This is a genomic window from Planococcus sp. FY231025 (genome assembly GCF_052078085.1).
Classification (GTDB): Bacteria; Bacillota; Bacilli; order Bacillales_A; family Planococcaceae; genus Planococcus.
On record NZ_JBQJJG010000008.1, the window covers coordinates 204,656 to 220,145 of the forward strand.

A 15,490-nucleotide genomic window follows, 5' to 3' on the forward strand; every position below is an offset into this window, starting at 1 on the left:
ATTCCGATGACCGCTTCAGTTTCTGTAGGAGAAAAAAAGCAGTTTGTGCGCTGGTTCTTGCAGTCCCATAAGATGAAACGGCGGGAGTGCATCTGGATTCTCAATTATATGCTCAGCAATGAGGACCTACTTGAAAAGACGCATTTTGTGGAAGAAGCGCATTATTGCCCTCGGGCCATGGTCATGTCGTCTACGGAGTCAAAGGAAATCCCGTTCCGCTTTTATAAAGGCAATCTCATGACGGCCGACGCGGAAAAATCGTTCCATGATCTGCGCCTGAATCCGGACGAAGACTTGTACGTGCAGCTGAACTTCCCGAACCGCCCGCCATCACCGCTTTATCTATTGGTGCTGGAAGAGAACCCTTATATGCCGAAAAATGCTTCCATTACGGAAGAAGACCGGAAAATTGCAGAAGGCTTGCTTGAAGCCAGCCTTTCAGCTTTCCAGGAGGAATCGGTACTTAAGCAGATCGATGAAGCGCTTGATGCAAACGACCGTGAAAAGTTTTTCGAGCTTTCGGCATTGCTTCAATCGATTAAGACCCTAAAGGAATCGGAGAGTGACTGAAGTTTATGCATTTTACCGGAAAAGATATCGATCAATATTTACAGCAGCAGGAATACGTGGACACGGCGGTGGTTCCGCTTGTCCAGCTTGACCTCTCGGCCAACGGCATGAAGCCGAGTGCGAGCGGCTCTGATTATTTGCAGTCGTTGACCAATCTGTTGGAAAAGCAATTCAAAGGACGCATTCTGCTGTTCCCGCCCGTATCCTATGTTAAAGGCGCTGACCGGGGACGATTGGCGGCTGAGCTGAAAGAGGAAATGGGAAAGACCGGCTTCAAGCATGTGTTTTACATGACGACCGATGCGGAATGGCGGACGCTGCCGGAATTGAATAATGTTCTGTGGCTGCCGGCAATTCCGACAGAAAACATGGATCAGTCCTTCAAGATTTCAGTGATGGAAGACCAGCTGCGGCAGGTCTTGCCGCTTTTTATCAACGAATGGTCACAGCCTTCATGAAATGTTCACAAAAGGAACTAATCGATTCATTGCGATATTGACCTAAACATTTGATTGATATATCATTAGGTTGTCCTAGTAATTATATTTGAAATGAGTATGTCCATTGGACTGACCTTGAATGTTAGAGGGGGGAAAAGGATGAGCAACAATCGTGTATCACGACGTCAATTTTTAGGCTACACATTAACAGGTGTAGGCGGATTCATGGCAGCAGGCATGCTGATGCCAATGGTTCGCTTTGCGGTTGACCCGCTATTGCAGGAAAAAGCTGGTGGGGATTTTATTTTGACTGACCAAAGTGTCGCTGATTTGTCAGAAGAACCAGTGCGCGTCGACTTTGCTTACGAGCAAGTGGATGCATGGTATACATCAGAAGTGACAAATTCTGCTTGGGTGTATAAAGAAGGGGACAAAATTATTGCCCTGTCGCCAGTCTGCAAACATTTAGGATGCACAGTCAACTGGGCAGCCGATCCGGAACACCCGAACCAATTCTTCTGCCCATGCCACGCAGGGCGCTATGAGAAGAACGGCCAGAACGTTCCCGGAACTCCGCCGCTTGGACCACTCGATGAATTCACAGTGGAAGAACGTGATGGCTTCTTAGCTATCGGCGCAGTAAAACCGAACACATTAGTTTAATAGTTAGGGGGTACGACACCAGTGCTAAACAAGTTATATGATTGGGTTGATGAGCGTTTGGACATCACGCCTATCTGGCGCGATATCGCAGACCATGAAGTACCGGAGCACGTAAACCCCGCACACCACTTCTCGGCATTCGTTTATTGTTTCGGAGGACTGACGTTCTTCATTACAGTAATCCAGATCCTATCAGGTATGTTCTTGACAATGTACTATGTGCCGGATATTGAAAATGCTTGGCAGTCGGTCTACTATCTTCAAAACGAAGTCGCTTTTGGAGAGATCGTGCGTGGGATGCACCACTGGGGTTCTTCTCTAGTAGTTGTAATGATTTTCCTTCATACTCTACGTGTATTCTTTACAGGTTCTTATAAGAAACCTCGTGAATTGAACTGGATCGTCGGCGTTATGCTATTCGGCGTCATCCTTGGCCTAAGCTTCACAGGCTACCTGCTTCCATGGGATATGAAAGCATTGTTTGCAACAAAAGTTGGTATCGAGATTGCGGCTTCAGTTCCGGTCATCGGCGGCGCAATCAAAGTCTTGCTTGCCGGGGATTCTGCTATCCTGGGTGCACAGACGCTTACCCGCTTCTTCGCGATTCATGTATTCTTCTTGCCCGCTGCTTTGCTTGGGTTGCTCGGCGCGCATTTTATCATGATCAGAAGACAAGGTATTTCCGGCCCGCTATAAGAAGAGCGGCCAAATGGATTTTTTTAAGGAGGGGACATTATGCATCGCGGAAAAGGGATGAAATTCGTCGGGGATTCACGTGTACCAGGCTTGCAGCATCGTAAGCCGAATATCCCGAAAGATTACTCCGAATATCCTGGTAAAACAGAAGCTTTCTGGCCGAACTTCCTTTTGAAAGAATGGATGATCGGTGCTGTCTTCTTGATTGGGTACCTGCTCCTTACTGTCGCGCATCCATCGCCTCTTGAAGGCCAGGCGGATCCGACAGACACGGGCTATATTCCATTGCCAGACTGGTATTTCTTGTTCTTATACCAATTGTTAAAATATGAATTCGCTTCTGGTCCATTCAATATTGTGGGCGCCATCATCATGCCAGGTTTGGCATTCACTGCTTTGGCGCTGGCTCCATTCTTGGATCCGGGCCCTGAACGCCGTCCGTCTAAACGGCCGCTGCCGACAGGATTCATGCTTCTTGCTACTGCTGCCATCATCTTCTTGACATGGGAATCTGTTGTAAACCATGACTGGGAAGCTGCGGAAGCGCAGGGGCAGATCGTCGAGGAAGTTGAAATTGATACGGCCGACCCAGGCTATGAAATCTATTCTGGATCAGCATGTATCAGCTGCCACGGCGACAATTTGGAAGGTGCAGTCGGTCCAGCATTGACTGCGACTGAATTCACCGCAGAAGAAATCGCTGAAATCGCTGTAAACGGCATCGAGCGGGATGGTCAGCAAGTTATGCCTCCATCTTGGGACGGTTCAGAAGAAGACCTTAAGGTCATGACTGAATTCATCGATGGCTTATCCGAATAAACCAACAAAAGAGCCGGGAAACCGGCTCTTTTTTGTAGATTAAGTAAGTAATGTTTTTCAGCTCTCTGTTTCATGTCCAGACTCCAGCGCCTAGCCCCTCGAGACGCTTCGGCCATGACCCGAATGGCAAAAAGCGCCATTCAGTTCATGGTCTCCAGCGCTTGTCGGAGCTACATAGGCGCTTGCGCTTTTCTCACTACCCGAAAGGAAGAGGCACATGCTTTCGACAGTCTATAAATTATCCGCCTGGCTCATGTTCCGCCCATTTCTCATTCTTCTGTTTCTCGTTAATCTGGCAGGGACAGTCTATGGATACATATGGTATGGCTGGCAGCTGGAAATCACCGAACCGAAGTTCCTGATTTTCGTGCCGGACAGCCCGACAGCCAGCCTGTTTTTCACCATCGTCCTCGGACTTTGGCTGATCGGCAAGCGCAGCCGGATTATCGAAGCGCTGGCTTTTGTCACGTTGATCAAATACGGGTTGTGGGCTGTAGTGATGAACCTGTTGACCCTCTGGGAAACCGGATCGATCGGCTGGATCGGCTGGATGCTCGTCGGTTCCCATTTCGCAATGGCGCTTCAAGCCGTGCTCTATATCGACCATTACCGGTTCGGCTGGGTATCGGTTGCACTGACTGCGGTCTGGACCTTGCATAACGATGTCATCGATTACGTCTTCAGGCAAATGCCGATTTACCGGAGCCTTGAAATGTACAGCAGCCAAATCGGTTACTTCACATTTTGGCTGTCGATCGGCTGCATCGCTTTTGCTTTATTCGTCGCAGAACTCAACAGGCCGCAGGGGCGTTTCAGTTGACCATAGCTGACCTTTGCACGTAAAATAGAGATAGAAGCATATGAGAAAGGTGTGTTGAACAGATGGATTTTTTGATCTATTTCATCCTTTTGCTGATCATCCCTATGTGGGCTCAATTTAAATTGAAAAGAACCTATAGCAAATATTCCAAAATCCGCTCGACTTCTGGCCATACCGGCGCCCAAGTGGCCCGAATCATTCTGGACCAGAATGGGCTGCATGACGTCAAAGTCGTCGAAAGCCGCGGCATGCTGAGCGACCATTACAATCCAATGACCAAAATCGTTGCGCTGAGCAGCCATAACTTCCATGAAGCGTCTGTTGCCGGGACGGCGGTCGCCGCCCACGAAGTCGGCCATGCCATCCAGGATGCGGAAGCCTATTCGTTCCTTCGGCTACGCCATCGTTTGGTGCCGATCGTCAACATCTCTTCAAACATGTCCTGGATCTTCATCATGATCGGGCTGTTCTCCGCTTGGAGCGGCGCATTGCTGATCGGCATTATCTTGCTTGCTGCAGGCGTCCTGTTTCAGCTTATCACGCTGCCGGTGGAGTTTAACGCATCCAGCCGCGCGATGGACCAGCTGCTGGCAAACAACATCATCCGCAATGAAGAAGAGCGCCATGCGAAAAAAGTATTGAGCGCAGCAGCGATGACCTATGTCGCAGCAACTGCTGTCGCAGTGCTTGAACTCGCACGCCTTCTGTTGATCTACACTGGCATGAACCGTTCATAAAACAAAAAGAAACCGTTCCGGATTTTCCGGAACGGTTTCTTTCTTTTCACCCGATGGGCTGCTTCTGTTCGTCGAGTGTGAAGCCTTCGCCCATGACGTCATGGACTTCCATTAAGGAAACGAATGCATGCGGATCGACGCTGTTGATGATGTTCTTCAAGCGGACGATTTCATTTTTCGCAACAACACAATAAAGCACTTCGCGTTCTTCTTTCGTAAAATGGCCGTAGCCGCGGAGAATCGTGATGCCGCGGTCCATTTCAACAGCAATGCGGCTGGCGATTTCTTCCTGCGAGTCGGAAATGATCAGCGCCCCTCTTCCGGAATATGCGCCTTCCTGGACAAAGTCGATGACCCGGGCTCCGACAAAGACGGCGACCAGTGTATACATCATGGTCCGGTTGTCCAAAAACGTCAGGCGCGACAGGGCAATGACAGCGGCATCGAACAGGAACATCGTCTTGCCCATGCTCCAGCCGCTGTATTTCTGCACCAGGCGGGCGATGATATCCACTCCGCCGGTAGTTCCGCCGTAGCGGAAGATGATTCCGAGCCCGATGCCGACAAACACTCCGGCAAACAAGGTCGCAAGGAATAAATCTTCGTGCAGGTCAATCTGAATTTCGTACACCAGGAAGATTTTGAGGAACACCGAAACGGCAACGGTCCCGATGATCGTGTACAGGAACACTTTTTTGCCGAGCAGCTTCCAGCCGATGAAGAACAGCGGAATATTCAATAATAAGTTCATAAGTGCAGGATCCCATTCAAAGAGGAAATAAAGGATCAATGTGATGCCGGCAAATCCGCCTTCTCCAAGTTCGTTCTGGATATTGAAGTGGACAAAGCCGAAGCTGTAGATGGCCGATCCGAGCAGGATGAAAATGATGTTTTTCAGGCGCAGTTCTTTCATATATAATTCTCTCCCTTGCGTAAACTCAACTTCTGTATTATCGGTTATAATAATGATTTTGACAACATCCCCTGTTTTCTTTACGATGAAATGAGGAGTGTGATGGCATGGACGGCAAAAAGACAATGAACGACCTTCAAAAGGAGGTCGATGCATATATCGGCCAATTCAAAGAAGGCTATTTTACGCCGATGGAGCTGATGGCGAGGCTGACCGAAGAACTGGGGGAACTGTCCCGGGAAGTGATGCATGAATTCGGCCCGAAAAAGAAGAAAGCATCAGAAAGCGAAGGCGCAATTGCCGATGAGATGGGAGATGTGCTCTTCGTCCTGATCTGCATGGCGAATTCGCTCGATATCGACCTGCAGGAAGCCCACGAGCGGGTTATGAAAAAATTCAATACGCGGGACAAGGACCGCTGGACAAGAAAGGAAGAGGAATAATGACAATACGCGTAGCAATCGCGGGACCAAGAGGCAAAATGGGGCAGGAAGCGGTACATACAGTCATGAAAAATCAGGAGATGGAATTGGTGGCGGTCCTGGATTATAAGGAAATCGGCGCGACGTTGGCAGAATTGAATGTTTTCCCGGATTCGTATGACGTACCGGTCTTTACGGATATGGAAGAGATGCACACGGCAACCGGGCCGCATGTACTGGTCGATTTGACTTCGCCGGAAGCGGTCTATAAACATACAAAGCAGGCCCTTCAATTGAATATTCGCCCGGTCGTCGGGACGACAGGCTTTTCTGACGATGAACTGAAAGAATTGGCGGCGCTTGCGGAAGAGACGAAAGTCGGCTGCATCATTGCCCCGAATTTTGCGGTAGGGGCCGTCTTGATGATGAAGTTTGCAGAACAGGCAGCCAAATACCTGCCCGATATCGAAATCATAGAAATGCACCATGACCAGAAACTGGATGCGCCTTCTGGCACAGCGATGAAGACCGCGCATCTGATTGCCGGACACCGCCCGACCCATGAACAAGGGCATGTCCATGAAAAAGAGACGCTCGAAGGGGCGCGGGGTGCGAATTATGAAGGCATGCGGATCCACAGCGTCCGCCTGCCCGGCCTCGTCGCCCACCAGCAAGTACTGCTTGGAGGCGAAGGGCAGCTGCTGACCATCCGGCACGATTCGTTCAACCGCGGATCTTTCATGAGCGGTGTAGTGCTTTCCGTAAAAACGGTCATGGAAACGGAAAGACTGATTTATGGACTGGAGCATATCATAGACTGAAGGGGACGATGGCATGAAGTTAGCATTAATCGCTCATGATAAAAAGAAAGACGACCTGATCCAATTCGTGACGGCCTATCAGCCGATTTTGGCCCAGCATACCTTGTACGCGACCGGCACCACCGGCCAGCGCATCATGGATGAAACGGACTTGGATGTACAGCGCTTCCGTTCGGGGCCACTGGGCGGCGACCAGCAGATCGGTGCAATGATTGCGCAGGACGAGATGGACATGATCATCTTCTTCCGCGACCCTCTGACTGCACAGCCCCATGAACCCGATGTTTCGGCTCTGATGCGGCTGTGCGATGTCTATAACGTTCCGCTCGCAACGAATATGGGCACGGCAGAGGTTTTATTGAAAGGCCTTGAAGAAGGTTTTGTAAACTGGCGGTTGATCCGCGAACGGAGAGAATAGGAGTGGCAGCTTTGCGAAAAATGAAAATCGGCATCACATGCTATCCGACAGTCGGCGGCTCGGGCATCATCGCGACAGAACTTGGCAAAATGCTAGCGGAACAAGGGCATGAAGTGCATTTTATCACCTCGAGTACACCGTTCAGACTGAACCGGATGTACGCGAATATATTCAGCCATCAAGTGGACGTCAACACCTATTCCGTTTTTCAATATCCGCCTTATGACATTGCATTGGCGACGAAAATCGCAGAAGTCATCAAAAATGAAAAACTGGACCTCCTGCATGTCCATTATGCGATCCCGCATGCGGTTTGTGCGATTCTCGGGCGCGATATGGCCAAGTCCGACATCGGCATCGTCACCACACTGCACGGCACCGATATCACGGTGTTGGGGGCTGATTCGTCGCTCCGGGAAGCGATCCGCTACGGCATCGAAGGGTCGGACGTTGTGACGGCTGTTTCCAATTCACTGCGCGACCAAACATATGAACTCGTCGGAGCGGACAAAAGAATTGAAACGGTTTATAATTTTGTCGACGAACGGGAATACCATGTAAAAGACGCGAGCCGCCTGAAACAGGAACTGGGCATTGGCGAAAACGAGAAAATCCTGATCCATGTGTCGAATTTCCGGAACGTCAAGCGCGTCGAAGACATCGTGGAAACGTTCCATAAAGTGCACGGCAAGGTGGAATCCAAACTCCTGCTGGTCGGCGACGGCCCGGAAATGGGGCGGATTGTCCAGCTCGTGAACAAATTGGGTATCGAAGAAGATGTCTTGTTCCTCGGAAAACGCGACAATTTATCGGAACTGTACAATATCAGTGACCTCAAATTGCTTATGTCTGAAAAGGAATCTTTCGGACTGGTGCTGCTTGAAGCGATGGCTTGCGGCGTACCATGCATCGGAACAGCGGTAGGCGGCATGCCGGAACTCATCGATAATGGTGTCAATGGCTACCTGGTGGAACTGGGCGATACGGAAGGGGCAGCCGACAAGGCGCTTCAGCTGCTCACAAATTCGGACGAGCACGCCCGTCTGGTGCAAGGGGCGCTCGCTACGGTCCAGCAAAGGTTCCATTCGACAGCAATACTGGGAGAATACCTCGGCATCTATAGCCGTCTGCTTGAAAAAGGGGCGATCGAATGAAAAATGCCGCAAAAGTGATAAGGGTTCTGGAAAAGGCCGGATACGAAGCGTATATTGTCGGCGGAGCAGTCCGGGATTATCTGCTGGGAAAAACCCCGCATGATATGGATGTCGCTTCAAATGCTTCGCCTGAACAGGTGAAAAATCTGTTTTCCCGCACGGTCGACACCGGCATCGAGCATGGCACAGTGCTGGTGCTGCTTGAAGGGGAGGGGATCGAAGTCACGACGTTCCGGACAGAAGGCGCCTATAGCGACATGCGCCGGCCGGATAAAGTTGAATTTGTCCAGTCGCTCGAAGAGGATTTGAAGCGCCGCGATTTCACCATCAACGCCATGGCCATGGACGAGGAGCTCCGTGTCATCGACCCTTTCGGAGGCCGGGAAGATCTCGAGCAGCGGGTTATCCGGGCAGTCGGCAATCCGGGCGAACGGTTTCAGGAAGATGCGCTTCGTATGCTCCGGGCAGTCCGTTTTTCCGGCCAGCTTGACTTTTCAGTCGACCCGGGCACGCTTGCCGCCATCCAGCAGCATGCATCACTGATCAGCGCGGTAGCGGTGGAGCGCCTGAAAAACGAACTGGACAAAATATTGATCAACCCCCGGACAGAACGGAGCATGTGCTACTTGAAAGATTCGGGCCTCACCCGTCACCTTCCGGCGGGCGAATTGCTGGAAATGGATTGGAGCGGCTATGAACCGCAAGCACAGGCTGCGTATGGCTGGGCTTATATGCTCTACCGGCATGAAACGGAATTTCCGGCAGTCAAAGGCTTTAAATTCTCCAATGGCGAAAGGCGATTGATTGAAAATGCGCTGAAAGCGGCCCGGCTCGAACGTTGGGACGCTTGGACGTTCTATTGTTTTGAGTGCAAGGAACTGGAGATCGCCGCCTATCTCAGCGGACGGAATGTCACGCCGCAGCAGGAAAAAGAAGCGCTGCCGATCCAGTCGAAACGGGATCTTGCCGTCAATGGCATCGATTTGATGCAATGGGCGGGCAAGCGCCAAGGGCAATGGATCCGGCAGTGGATCGAAAGCATGGAGCGCAAGATTGTTTTCGGCCAGCTGCCAAATGACCATGAAAAGATAAAGGACTGGTTTTTAGATGAATATCACCGTCACGCATAAATTAGCCAAGCGACTGATAGAAGCAAAAGGCGAAGCGCTTTCCGGCCAGCAATTGGCGGATGAATTCGGCATTTCCAGAACGGCTGTATGGAAGCATATCAAAGAGCTGGAAGAGATGGGTTATACCATCCGTTCTGTAAAGAAAAAGGGCTATAGCCTCTCAGGTTCGCCCGATTCGCTCCAACCGGCAGCGGTCCAAGCGCTTTTGAAGACCCGAAGCCTCGGCAGGGAAATCGAATATTTGCCGACTTGCGCTTCCACCCAGATTATCGCCCATCAATTGGCGCAGGAAGGGAAGCCGGCGGGCACGGTGGTCCTTACGGAGGAACAGACAGCCGGAAGAGGCCGCCTTGCCCGGAAATGGGATTCCGCGGCAGGCAAGGGCATCTGGATGAGCGTCATCCTGCGCCCGGCTGTCGTTCCGCAAAAGGCGCCGCAATTCACATTGGTTGCGGCAGTCGCTGTCGTCCGGGCTATCGAAGAAGTGTCAGGATTGAAGCCTGAAATCAAATGGCCGAACGACATCTTGATAGCCGGAAGGAAATGCACCGGCATCTTGACAGAACTGCAATCCGATGCTGACGGCATCCAGGCGCTGATCATCGGCATCGGGCTGAACGCCAATCAGGATGCCGATGATTTCCCGCCGGAATTGTCAGGGATCGCCACTTCCTTGAAAATGGAAAGCGGAAGCGGCGTCAGCCGGCAGGAGTTGGTCCGGGCGATCCTTTACCATCTGGAAGAATATACGGACCTCTACATCAGCCAAGGTTTCGGTTTGCTGAAAACGATTTGGGAAGGCTATTCTTCGACGATCGGCAACCAGGTTCGCGCGCGCATGGCAAAAGAGACGCTCACCGGAATCGCGGAAAGCATCACGGAAGACGGCGTCCTGCAGCTGCGGACGCCGGACGGCAAGCTGCACAGCATTTATTCGGCGGATATTGAAATGGCGAATTGAAATATTTCGCTTTTCCGCCTTTTCTGCTATAGTGTTTTTAACGGGCAGTATCCCCAGTGAACTGCACCGGCAACACCATAAGCATTAAAAAAATTCCATAACAAAATGATCTGCCTTGATCTACTACATGACAGGGACGGAAGAAACCGAACTTACATTTTCTGTCCTTCTGTCCATTTTTGGCAGGAGGGCTTTTTATATGGTCTTCTTCCCGAGAGGAGAGAACAATAATTGAAAACGATAACCACCATCCGCGAAATGGGCGAATGGGTCCAGGAGGCCAAAAAGGGCGGCCGGTCCATCGGCTTAGTGCCGACTATGGGCTTTTTGCATGAAGGGCACATATCGCTTGTCGAACGAGCGAAAGCTGAAAACGACCTCGTCGTTATGAGCATTTTCGTCAACCCGGCGCAATTCGGCCCCAATGAAGATTTTGACCGCTACCCAAGGGATTTGGAACGGGATAGCGAACTCGCAGAAGCAGCCGGCACCGATGTGATCTTTGCGCCTTCTGTCGAAGAGATGTATCCGCGCCAGTCGGCGATTTCCATGTCGGCAGGCCCGCTTGCCGATGTCCTTTGCGGTGCGAAGCGGCCCGGCCATTTTGATGGGGTCCTGAAAGTGGTTACAAAGCTGTTCCATATTATCCAGCCGACACGCGCTTATTTCGGACAGAAGGATGCCCAGCAGCTCGCCATCATCGAGTCGCTTGTGGAAGACTTCAATTTTCCGCTAACCATTCGCAGAGCCGAAACGGTTCGGGAAGCGGATGGTCTTGCCAAAAGCTCCCGCAATGTCTATTTGAGCGAAGCTGAACGGGTGGAAGCGCCTCACCTGCAAAAAGCGCTTCAGCTGGGGAAAGGGGCCGCTCTTGCCGGAGAAGATCCGATAGCGCCGATGAAAGCCTATTTGGAAGAGCGGGTTTCCGGGAAAATCGATTATATCGAACTGCTCAGCTACCCTGCTTTGACGGAAACAATCGAAGAGGAAGCCATTCTGGCCCTCGCCGTCCAATTCGAAAAAGCACGCCTGATCGACAATCTTATCTTTAATATAAAGGGGAAGAACTAATCATGCTTAGAATGATGCTGAATTCCAAAATCCATCGTGCAACCGTCACTGAAGCCGATTTGAACTACGTCGGCAGCATAACGATCGACCAGGACATCCTGGACGAGGTCGGCATGCTGGCAAATGAAAAAGTGCATGTCGTCAATAACAATAATGGTGCCCGCTTTGAAACGTATATCATTGCCGGCGAACGGGGAAGCGGCGTCATCTGTGTCAACGGCGCAGCCGCCCGCCTTGTCCAGAAGGGCGATATTGTCATCATCCTGACATACGGATATGTGATGGATGAAAATGCCCGGGACCATAAGCCGACTGTTGCCCTCATGGACGAAAACAATAAAATCCGTGAAATCATCAGCTACGAACCTGAAGCGACCATTATGTAAAAGAACGCCCTTGAAAACGATATGCAGACTGTAAACAAAGTCTAATTTGTATGAATGGAAATGCATAAGCCCGACCGGGCTGGCCACTTCGCTTTCCGTGGGCTCGGCTTCAGTCTCCTCGTCACTGAAAAACCATGCTCCTGCATCACTGCGCTAGCTTCGTCGCAAATACTTGGCCTGCCAAGTATTTCCTGCGGGGCCTTCAGCTCGAGTCGCTCAGTCGCTTCGCTCCTTCACTGCTCCCACAGGAGTCTTGTGGGCCAGCCCGGTCGGAAGCATCACTTGTATCTAAAAGATGAGATTAGGACTCTGATCCTGCTGTGACCTGCTAGGAACAAGCAACTGGATTCGGGATCCGCAACGGAAGGCGGCAAGTGCAAACATTGTGCTCCTGCAGTGCTTCGCACTTCGTCGCAAAGCCAATGACCGAACTGCCTTCGGCCATTGGCTTTCCTGCGCGAGCCCGCGGAACGCGTCCGCCTGAAGTGGAGGATCAAGCACAGCTTCAAATCGGTTTTTTCAACTAATTGAAGTATTATTCTTTTGTCTACAAGCTCCGCTCCCATAAGGGGGCTTTTTTATTTGCGCAGGAACGAGGTGATTTTCTATTCTGACGGAAGGCGGAGTAAGGCGGGATATGTTACAATTTTACGGAGAGAATCACCTGAGAAAGAGGGTTTGCAATGAACACCCAGAAATATGTCGTTGTCGATATTGAAACAACGGGCCATTCCCCTGCTAAAGGTGACCGGATCATTCAAATAGCGATGGTAACGATTGAAAACAACCTAATTATTGATACATATAGCGAATTCATCAACCCGAAACGCAAAATTCCTGCTTTTATCGAAGACCTTACAGGCATATCGGACGTAGATGTACGGGACGCATTGCCGTTCGAATCGCATGCCGCGGATATTTTCGAGAGAATGGAAAATGCGATTTTTGTCGCGCATAATACCAATTTCGACTTGCCGTTCCTGCAGGCCGAATTGACGCGCAGCGGCTTGCCGAAATGGCAGGGGCTAACGATGGATACCGTAGAAATGGCGCGCCTCATGTACCCGACAGCCTTTAGCTATAAGCTGCAGGATATCGCATCGGTGCTTGGCATTCCGCTTGAGAGTGCCCACCGGGCCGATGATGACGCTCTGGCGACAGCGCATCTGTTCCTGCAAGCCAAAGAGCAGTTCGGCCGGCTGCCTTATGAAACACTGTCCTTATTGCATAAGCGTTCATTCCATTTAAAATCGGACCTCTCCCGGCTATTCTTTGAACTGACACAGGCCAAGCGCTCTGCCAAGGAGGAACCGTGTGAACGGTATCAAGGCATCCCGCTGAAAAAGCGCAATTTGCCTGTAGAGAAAGAAGCAGCCCAGTATACACCGGTCCATGATTGGGAAACGGCGCTAGAACGCGCATTTCCGCAGTTTGAACGACGGCAGAGCCAATTCGATATGATGGCTTCCATTGAAGGGGCTATGGCAGACCGCGGGGAACGCGTGATTGAAGCGTCGACCGGAATGGGGAAGACGATCGGCTATTTGCTGCCGGCTGTGAACCATGCGGTTGAAACCGGCAGACAGGTGCTGATCAGCACTTATACGACGCACCTGCAAGACCAGATTGTCCAGAAGGAAGGGCGCATTGTCAGTGAACTTGTCGGCGCACCAGTGCGCATTTCCTTGATCAAAGGGCTGAGCCATTATATCGATCTCCAGCGGTTTGCCGAACTGCTGCACGGCGAAGATGAATCCTATGACGAAACCTTCACAATCATGCAAGTGCTGATCTGGCTCAATCTCACCGAAACAGGTGACTTGAATGAACTCAATGTATCGAGCGGCGGTCAATTTATGCTCGATAAAATCCGCCGTTCCCATCTTCGGAAACTGACCCAGAGTGAGAAGCGCTATGATTTTTATGAATACGCTCTTGAAGGGGCTAAAAATGCCCATATTATTGTTACGAACCATTCGTTTTTATTGAACCAGCGATCACCGCTAACGAAAATCCTGTCCGGTGTGGATGCATTTATCTGGGACGAAGCACATCAAGTGGTCCGGGCGGCTGTAGCCCAGCACGAAAAAACTTTCGTCTACACCCAGTGGAAGTATGTCTTCGGCCAGATCGGCACGTTCGACGATCAGCAATTGTTCGCCAAAATGTATCGGGCGGCTGAACGCACCGGGTTTTCGACAGTGCCGGAAATGCTGAAGCTTGAAGCGCTGTTCAATAAATTCACCGCCTTGTTCGATGAAGCAGCTACGCTTCTCGGTGCAGAGTTTGCCAAGAAATTTCAGGGGAGCCGCCATAAAAAGTGTGCTTCGCTCCTGAGTGAACTTCCTTATGAAAAGCCGCGGTTCATGGAGCTGCTGCGCTTCTTGAACGAATGGATCGATTTGTCGCAGCTGGTCCTGCAAAAAGCGGAACGGCTGACGGAAACGAGTATGGATGACAAATTGACGATTTCCGATTGGCGTTTCTGGACAGAGGAAATGATGGTCAAGGCGGTCGAGTTCAGTGAGATTTTTGTATTCCCGCTCGAGGACGAAGTGAGTTGGATCGAAGGGGATCTGCGGAGTTTGCCGACCAGCCTCTCCCTGTACAAGCAGCCGTTTGAAGTGACCTCGATCGTCCAGCGGTTTGTTGAACCGCTCCGCGGGAAGAAAGCGCTCATCTGGCTATCCGGCACGATGAGCGTGCCTTCGAATGAGCGGTTTATCGTCAATCAGCTTGGCATCCCGAACAACGTACCGATTTCAAAATTCACACCGCCGCCTGAATTTTACCAGGGCGCCCGCGTGTTTATCGTCGATGACATGCCGGATATCCAGCAAGTCTCACAAGGCGATTATATCGAATCGGTGGCGGATGCTGTCATCCAGACAGTCCTAGTGACCGAAGGGCGCTGCTTTGTGCTGTTCACGTCGCAGGATATGCTCAGAAAGACCGTCGATTTGATCCAGGACACCGGATTGCTTGATGATTATATGCTCTTCGCCCAAGGAATGACTTCGGGCAGCCGGATGAAGCTATTGAAATCGTTCCAGCGTTTCCAGAAATCCGTGCTGTTCGGGACGAACAGCTTCTGGGAAGGCGTCGATGTGCCGGGAGATGCGCTGCGGGCAGTCATCGTGGTCCGGCTGCCGTTCACCTCACCCGACGAACCGGTGTTCAAGGCGCGGTCCGAGGTCATCGCAAAAGAAGGAATCAATCCGTTCCTGCAGTATGCGCTGCCGGAAGCTGTACTTCGCCTTCGGCAAGGCTTTGGCCGGCTGATCCGGTCCAAAAACGATCAGGGGCTGTTCATCGTCCTGGACCGGCGCATCGAAACAAAATCCTACGGCATCGAATTCCTCAATGCCCTGCCGAAGGTGAAAGTCTTGAAAGTGTCTTTGGAAAAGATGGTCACGGATATTGAACATTGGTATAATAAGCAATGATATGAACCGAAAGGAAGGTCGCT

17 protein-coding genes are annotated in these 15,490 nt (G+C 51.1%); 16 read left to right on the top strand and 1 reads right to left on the bottom strand.

What is annotated here, in order from left to right; all coding sequences use genetic code 11:
* Positions 1-6 precede the first annotated feature (6 nt).
* From ACTL32_RS12720 to ACTL32_RS12750, 7 genes are all read left to right on the top strand, one after another.
* Positions 7-570 (top strand): ReoY family proteolytic degradation factor, encoded by a 564-nt coding sequence (locus ACTL32_RS12720; protein ID WP_441341826.1) that lies wholly within the window; start codon positions 7-9, stop codon positions 568-570.
* 5 nt (positions 571-575) lie between these two features.
* Positions 576-1,028 carry a YpiF family protein gene (locus tag ACTL32_RS12725; RefSeq protein ID WP_441341827.1) on the top strand — a complete coding sequence of 151 codons (453 nt, stop codon included), beginning with the start codon at positions 576-578 and terminating at the stop codon, positions 1,026-1,028.
* 141 nt (positions 1,029-1,169) lie between these two features.
* Positions 1,170-1,673 carry a ubiquinol-cytochrome c reductase iron-sulfur subunit gene (locus tag ACTL32_RS12730; protein WP_441341828.1) on the top strand — a complete coding sequence of 168 codons (504 nt, stop codon included), beginning with the start codon at positions 1,170-1,172 and terminating at the stop codon, positions 1,671-1,673.
* 21 nt (positions 1,674-1,694) lie between these two features.
* Complete coding sequence (qcrB, locus tag ACTL32_RS12735) at positions 1,695-2,369, top strand: menaquinol-cytochrome c reductase cytochrome b subunit (RefSeq protein ID WP_204892329.1); 675 nt, start codon at positions 1,695-1,697, stop codon at positions 2,367-2,369.
* 39 nt (positions 2,370-2,408) lie between these two features.
* On the top strand, positions 2,409-3,188 hold the full coding sequence (locus ACTL32_RS12740; protein ID WP_441341829.1) for a c-type cytochrome: 780 nt from the start codon (positions 2,409-2,411) through the stop codon (positions 3,186-3,188).
* Positions 3,189-3,405: 217 nt separating this feature from the next.
* Positions 3,406-4,008: a DUF1405 domain-containing protein gene (locus tag ACTL32_RS12745; protein WP_441341830.1), complete on the top strand. Its 603-nt coding sequence runs from the start codon at positions 3,406-3,408 to the stop codon at positions 4,006-4,008.
* 62 nt (positions 4,009-4,070) lie between these two features.
* Complete coding sequence (locus ACTL32_RS12750; protein WP_204892326.1) at positions 4,071-4,745, top strand: zinc metallopeptidase; 675 nt, start codon at positions 4,071-4,073, stop codon at positions 4,743-4,745.
* 46 nt (positions 4,746-4,791) lie between these two features.
* Here ACTL32_RS12750 and ACTL32_RS12755 read toward each other — a convergent pair whose 3' ends face one another.
* On the bottom strand, positions 4,792-5,658 hold the full coding sequence (locus ACTL32_RS12755) for a YitT family protein (RefSeq protein WP_441341831.1): 867 nt from the start codon (positions 5,656-5,658) through the stop codon (positions 4,792-4,794).
* A 107-nt stretch (positions 5,659-5,765) separates the two neighbouring features.
* Between ACTL32_RS12755 and ACTL32_RS12760 the strand changes: the two genes are divergently transcribed.
* The 9 genes from ACTL32_RS12760 (at position 5,766) to dinG (ending at position 15,467) form a co-directional block, all read left to right on the top strand.
* Positions 5,766-6,101 (top strand): nucleotide pyrophosphohydrolase, encoded by a 336-nt coding sequence (locus ACTL32_RS12760; protein ID WP_441341832.1) that lies wholly within the window; start codon positions 5,766-5,768, stop codon positions 6,099-6,101.
* Positions 6,101-6,901, top strand: a complete 801-nt coding sequence (dapB, locus tag ACTL32_RS12765; protein ID WP_441341833.1) for a 4-hydroxy-tetrahydrodipicolinate reductase — start codon at positions 6,101-6,103, stop codon at positions 6,899-6,901. The genes ACTL32_RS12760 and dapB overlap by 1 nt, the downstream gene beginning before the upstream one ends.
* Before the next feature lie 13 nt (positions 6,902-6,914).
* The gene (mgsA, locus tag ACTL32_RS12770) at positions 6,915-7,319 is read left to right on the top strand and encodes a methylglyoxal synthase (RefSeq protein WP_441341834.1); all 405 of its coding nucleotides are present in this window, start codon (positions 6,915-6,917) and stop codon (positions 7,317-7,319) included.
* Between the two features lie 11 nt (positions 7,320-7,330).
* Positions 7,331-8,473 carry an N-acetyl-alpha-D-glucosaminyl L-malate synthase BshA gene (bshA, locus tag ACTL32_RS12775; protein WP_441341835.1) on the top strand — a complete coding sequence of 381 codons (1,143 nt, stop codon included), beginning with the start codon at positions 7,331-7,333 and terminating at the stop codon, positions 8,471-8,473.
* Positions 8,470-9,603, top strand: coding sequence for a CCA tRNA nucleotidyltransferase (locus tag ACTL32_RS12780; protein ID WP_441341836.1), 1,134 nt, complete (start codon positions 8,470-8,472; stop codon positions 9,601-9,603). The genes bshA and ACTL32_RS12780 overlap by 4 nt, the downstream gene beginning before the upstream one ends.
* Positions 9,581-10,564, top strand: coding sequence for a biotin--[acetyl-CoA-carboxylase] ligase (locus ACTL32_RS12785; RefSeq protein ID WP_441341837.1), 984 nt, complete (start codon positions 9,581-9,583; stop codon positions 10,562-10,564). Before ACTL32_RS12780 ends, ACTL32_RS12785 begins: the two co-directional genes overlap by 23 nt.
* Before the next feature lie 231 nt (positions 10,565-10,795).
* Positions 10,796-11,635, top strand: a complete 840-nt coding sequence (gene panC / locus ACTL32_RS12790) for a pantoate--beta-alanine ligase (protein ID WP_441341838.1) — start codon at positions 10,796-10,798, stop codon at positions 11,633-11,635.
* Between the two features lie 2 nt (positions 11,636-11,637).
* Entirely contained in the window at positions 11,638-12,021 is a 384-nt protein-coding gene (panD, locus tag ACTL32_RS12795) for an aspartate 1-decarboxylase (protein WP_441341839.1), read from the top strand.
* Positions 12,022-12,704: 683 nt separating this feature from the next.
* Positions 12,705-15,467: an ATP-dependent DNA helicase DinG gene (dinG, locus tag ACTL32_RS12800; protein ID WP_441341840.1), complete on the top strand. Its 2,763-nt coding sequence runs from the start codon at positions 12,705-12,707 to the stop codon at positions 15,465-15,467.
* The last annotated feature ends 23 nt before the right edge of the window (positions 15,468-15,490 follow it).

What these genes read in the sequence shown, in the direction of transcription:
- ACTL32_RS12720 (WP_441341826.1), top strand. Translation starts at nt 7, where the DNA reads ATGACCGCTTCAGTTTCTGTAGGAGAAAAAAAGCAGTTTGTGCGCTGG.
- ACTL32_RS12755 (WP_441341831.1), bottom strand. Translation starts at nt 5,658, where the DNA reads ATGAAAGAACTGCGCCTGAAAAACATCATTTTCATCCTGCTCGGATCG.
- ACTL32_RS12745 (WP_441341830.1), top strand. Translation starts at nt 3,406, where the DNA reads ATGCTTTCGACAGTCTATAAATTATCCGCCTGGCTCATGTTCCGCCCA.
- ACTL32_RS12730 (WP_441341828.1), top strand. Translation starts at nt 1,170, where the DNA reads ATGAGCAACAATCGTGTATCACGACGTCAATTTTTAGGCTACACATTA.
- dinG (WP_441341840.1), top strand. Translation starts at nt 12,705, where the DNA reads ATGAACACCCAGAAATATGTCGTTGTCGATATTGAAACAACGGGCCAT.
- ACTL32_RS12750 (WP_204892326.1), top strand. Translation starts at nt 4,071, where the DNA reads ATGGATTTTTTGATCTATTTCATCCTTTTGCTGATCATCCCTATGTGG.
- panD (WP_441341839.1), top strand. Translation starts at nt 11,638, where the DNA reads ATGCTTAGAATGATGCTGAATTCCAAAATCCATCGTGCAACCGTCACT.
- ACTL32_RS12760 (WP_441341832.1), top strand. Translation starts at nt 5,766, where the DNA reads ATGGACGGCAAAAAGACAATGAACGACCTTCAAAAGGAGGTCGATGCA.
- ACTL32_RS12780 (WP_441341836.1), top strand. Translation starts at nt 8,470, where the DNA reads ATGAAAAATGCCGCAAAAGTGATAAGGGTTCTGGAAAAGGCCGGATAC.
- ACTL32_RS12740 (WP_441341829.1), top strand. Translation starts at nt 2,409, where the DNA reads ATGCATCGCGGAAAAGGGATGAAATTCGTCGGGGATTCACGTGTACCA.
- dapB (WP_441341833.1), top strand. Translation starts at nt 6,101, where the DNA reads ATGACAATACGCGTAGCAATCGCGGGACCAAGAGGCAAAATGGGGCAG.
- ACTL32_RS12725 (WP_441341827.1), top strand. Translation starts at nt 576, where the DNA reads ATGCATTTTACCGGAAAAGATATCGATCAATATTTACAGCAGCAGGAA.
- mgsA (WP_441341834.1), top strand. Translation starts at nt 6,915, where the DNA reads ATGAAGTTAGCATTAATCGCTCATGATAAAAAGAAAGACGACCTGATC.
- ACTL32_RS12785 (WP_441341837.1), top strand. Translation starts at nt 9,581, where the DNA reads ATGAATATCACCGTCACGCATAAATTAGCCAAGCGACTGATAGAAGCA.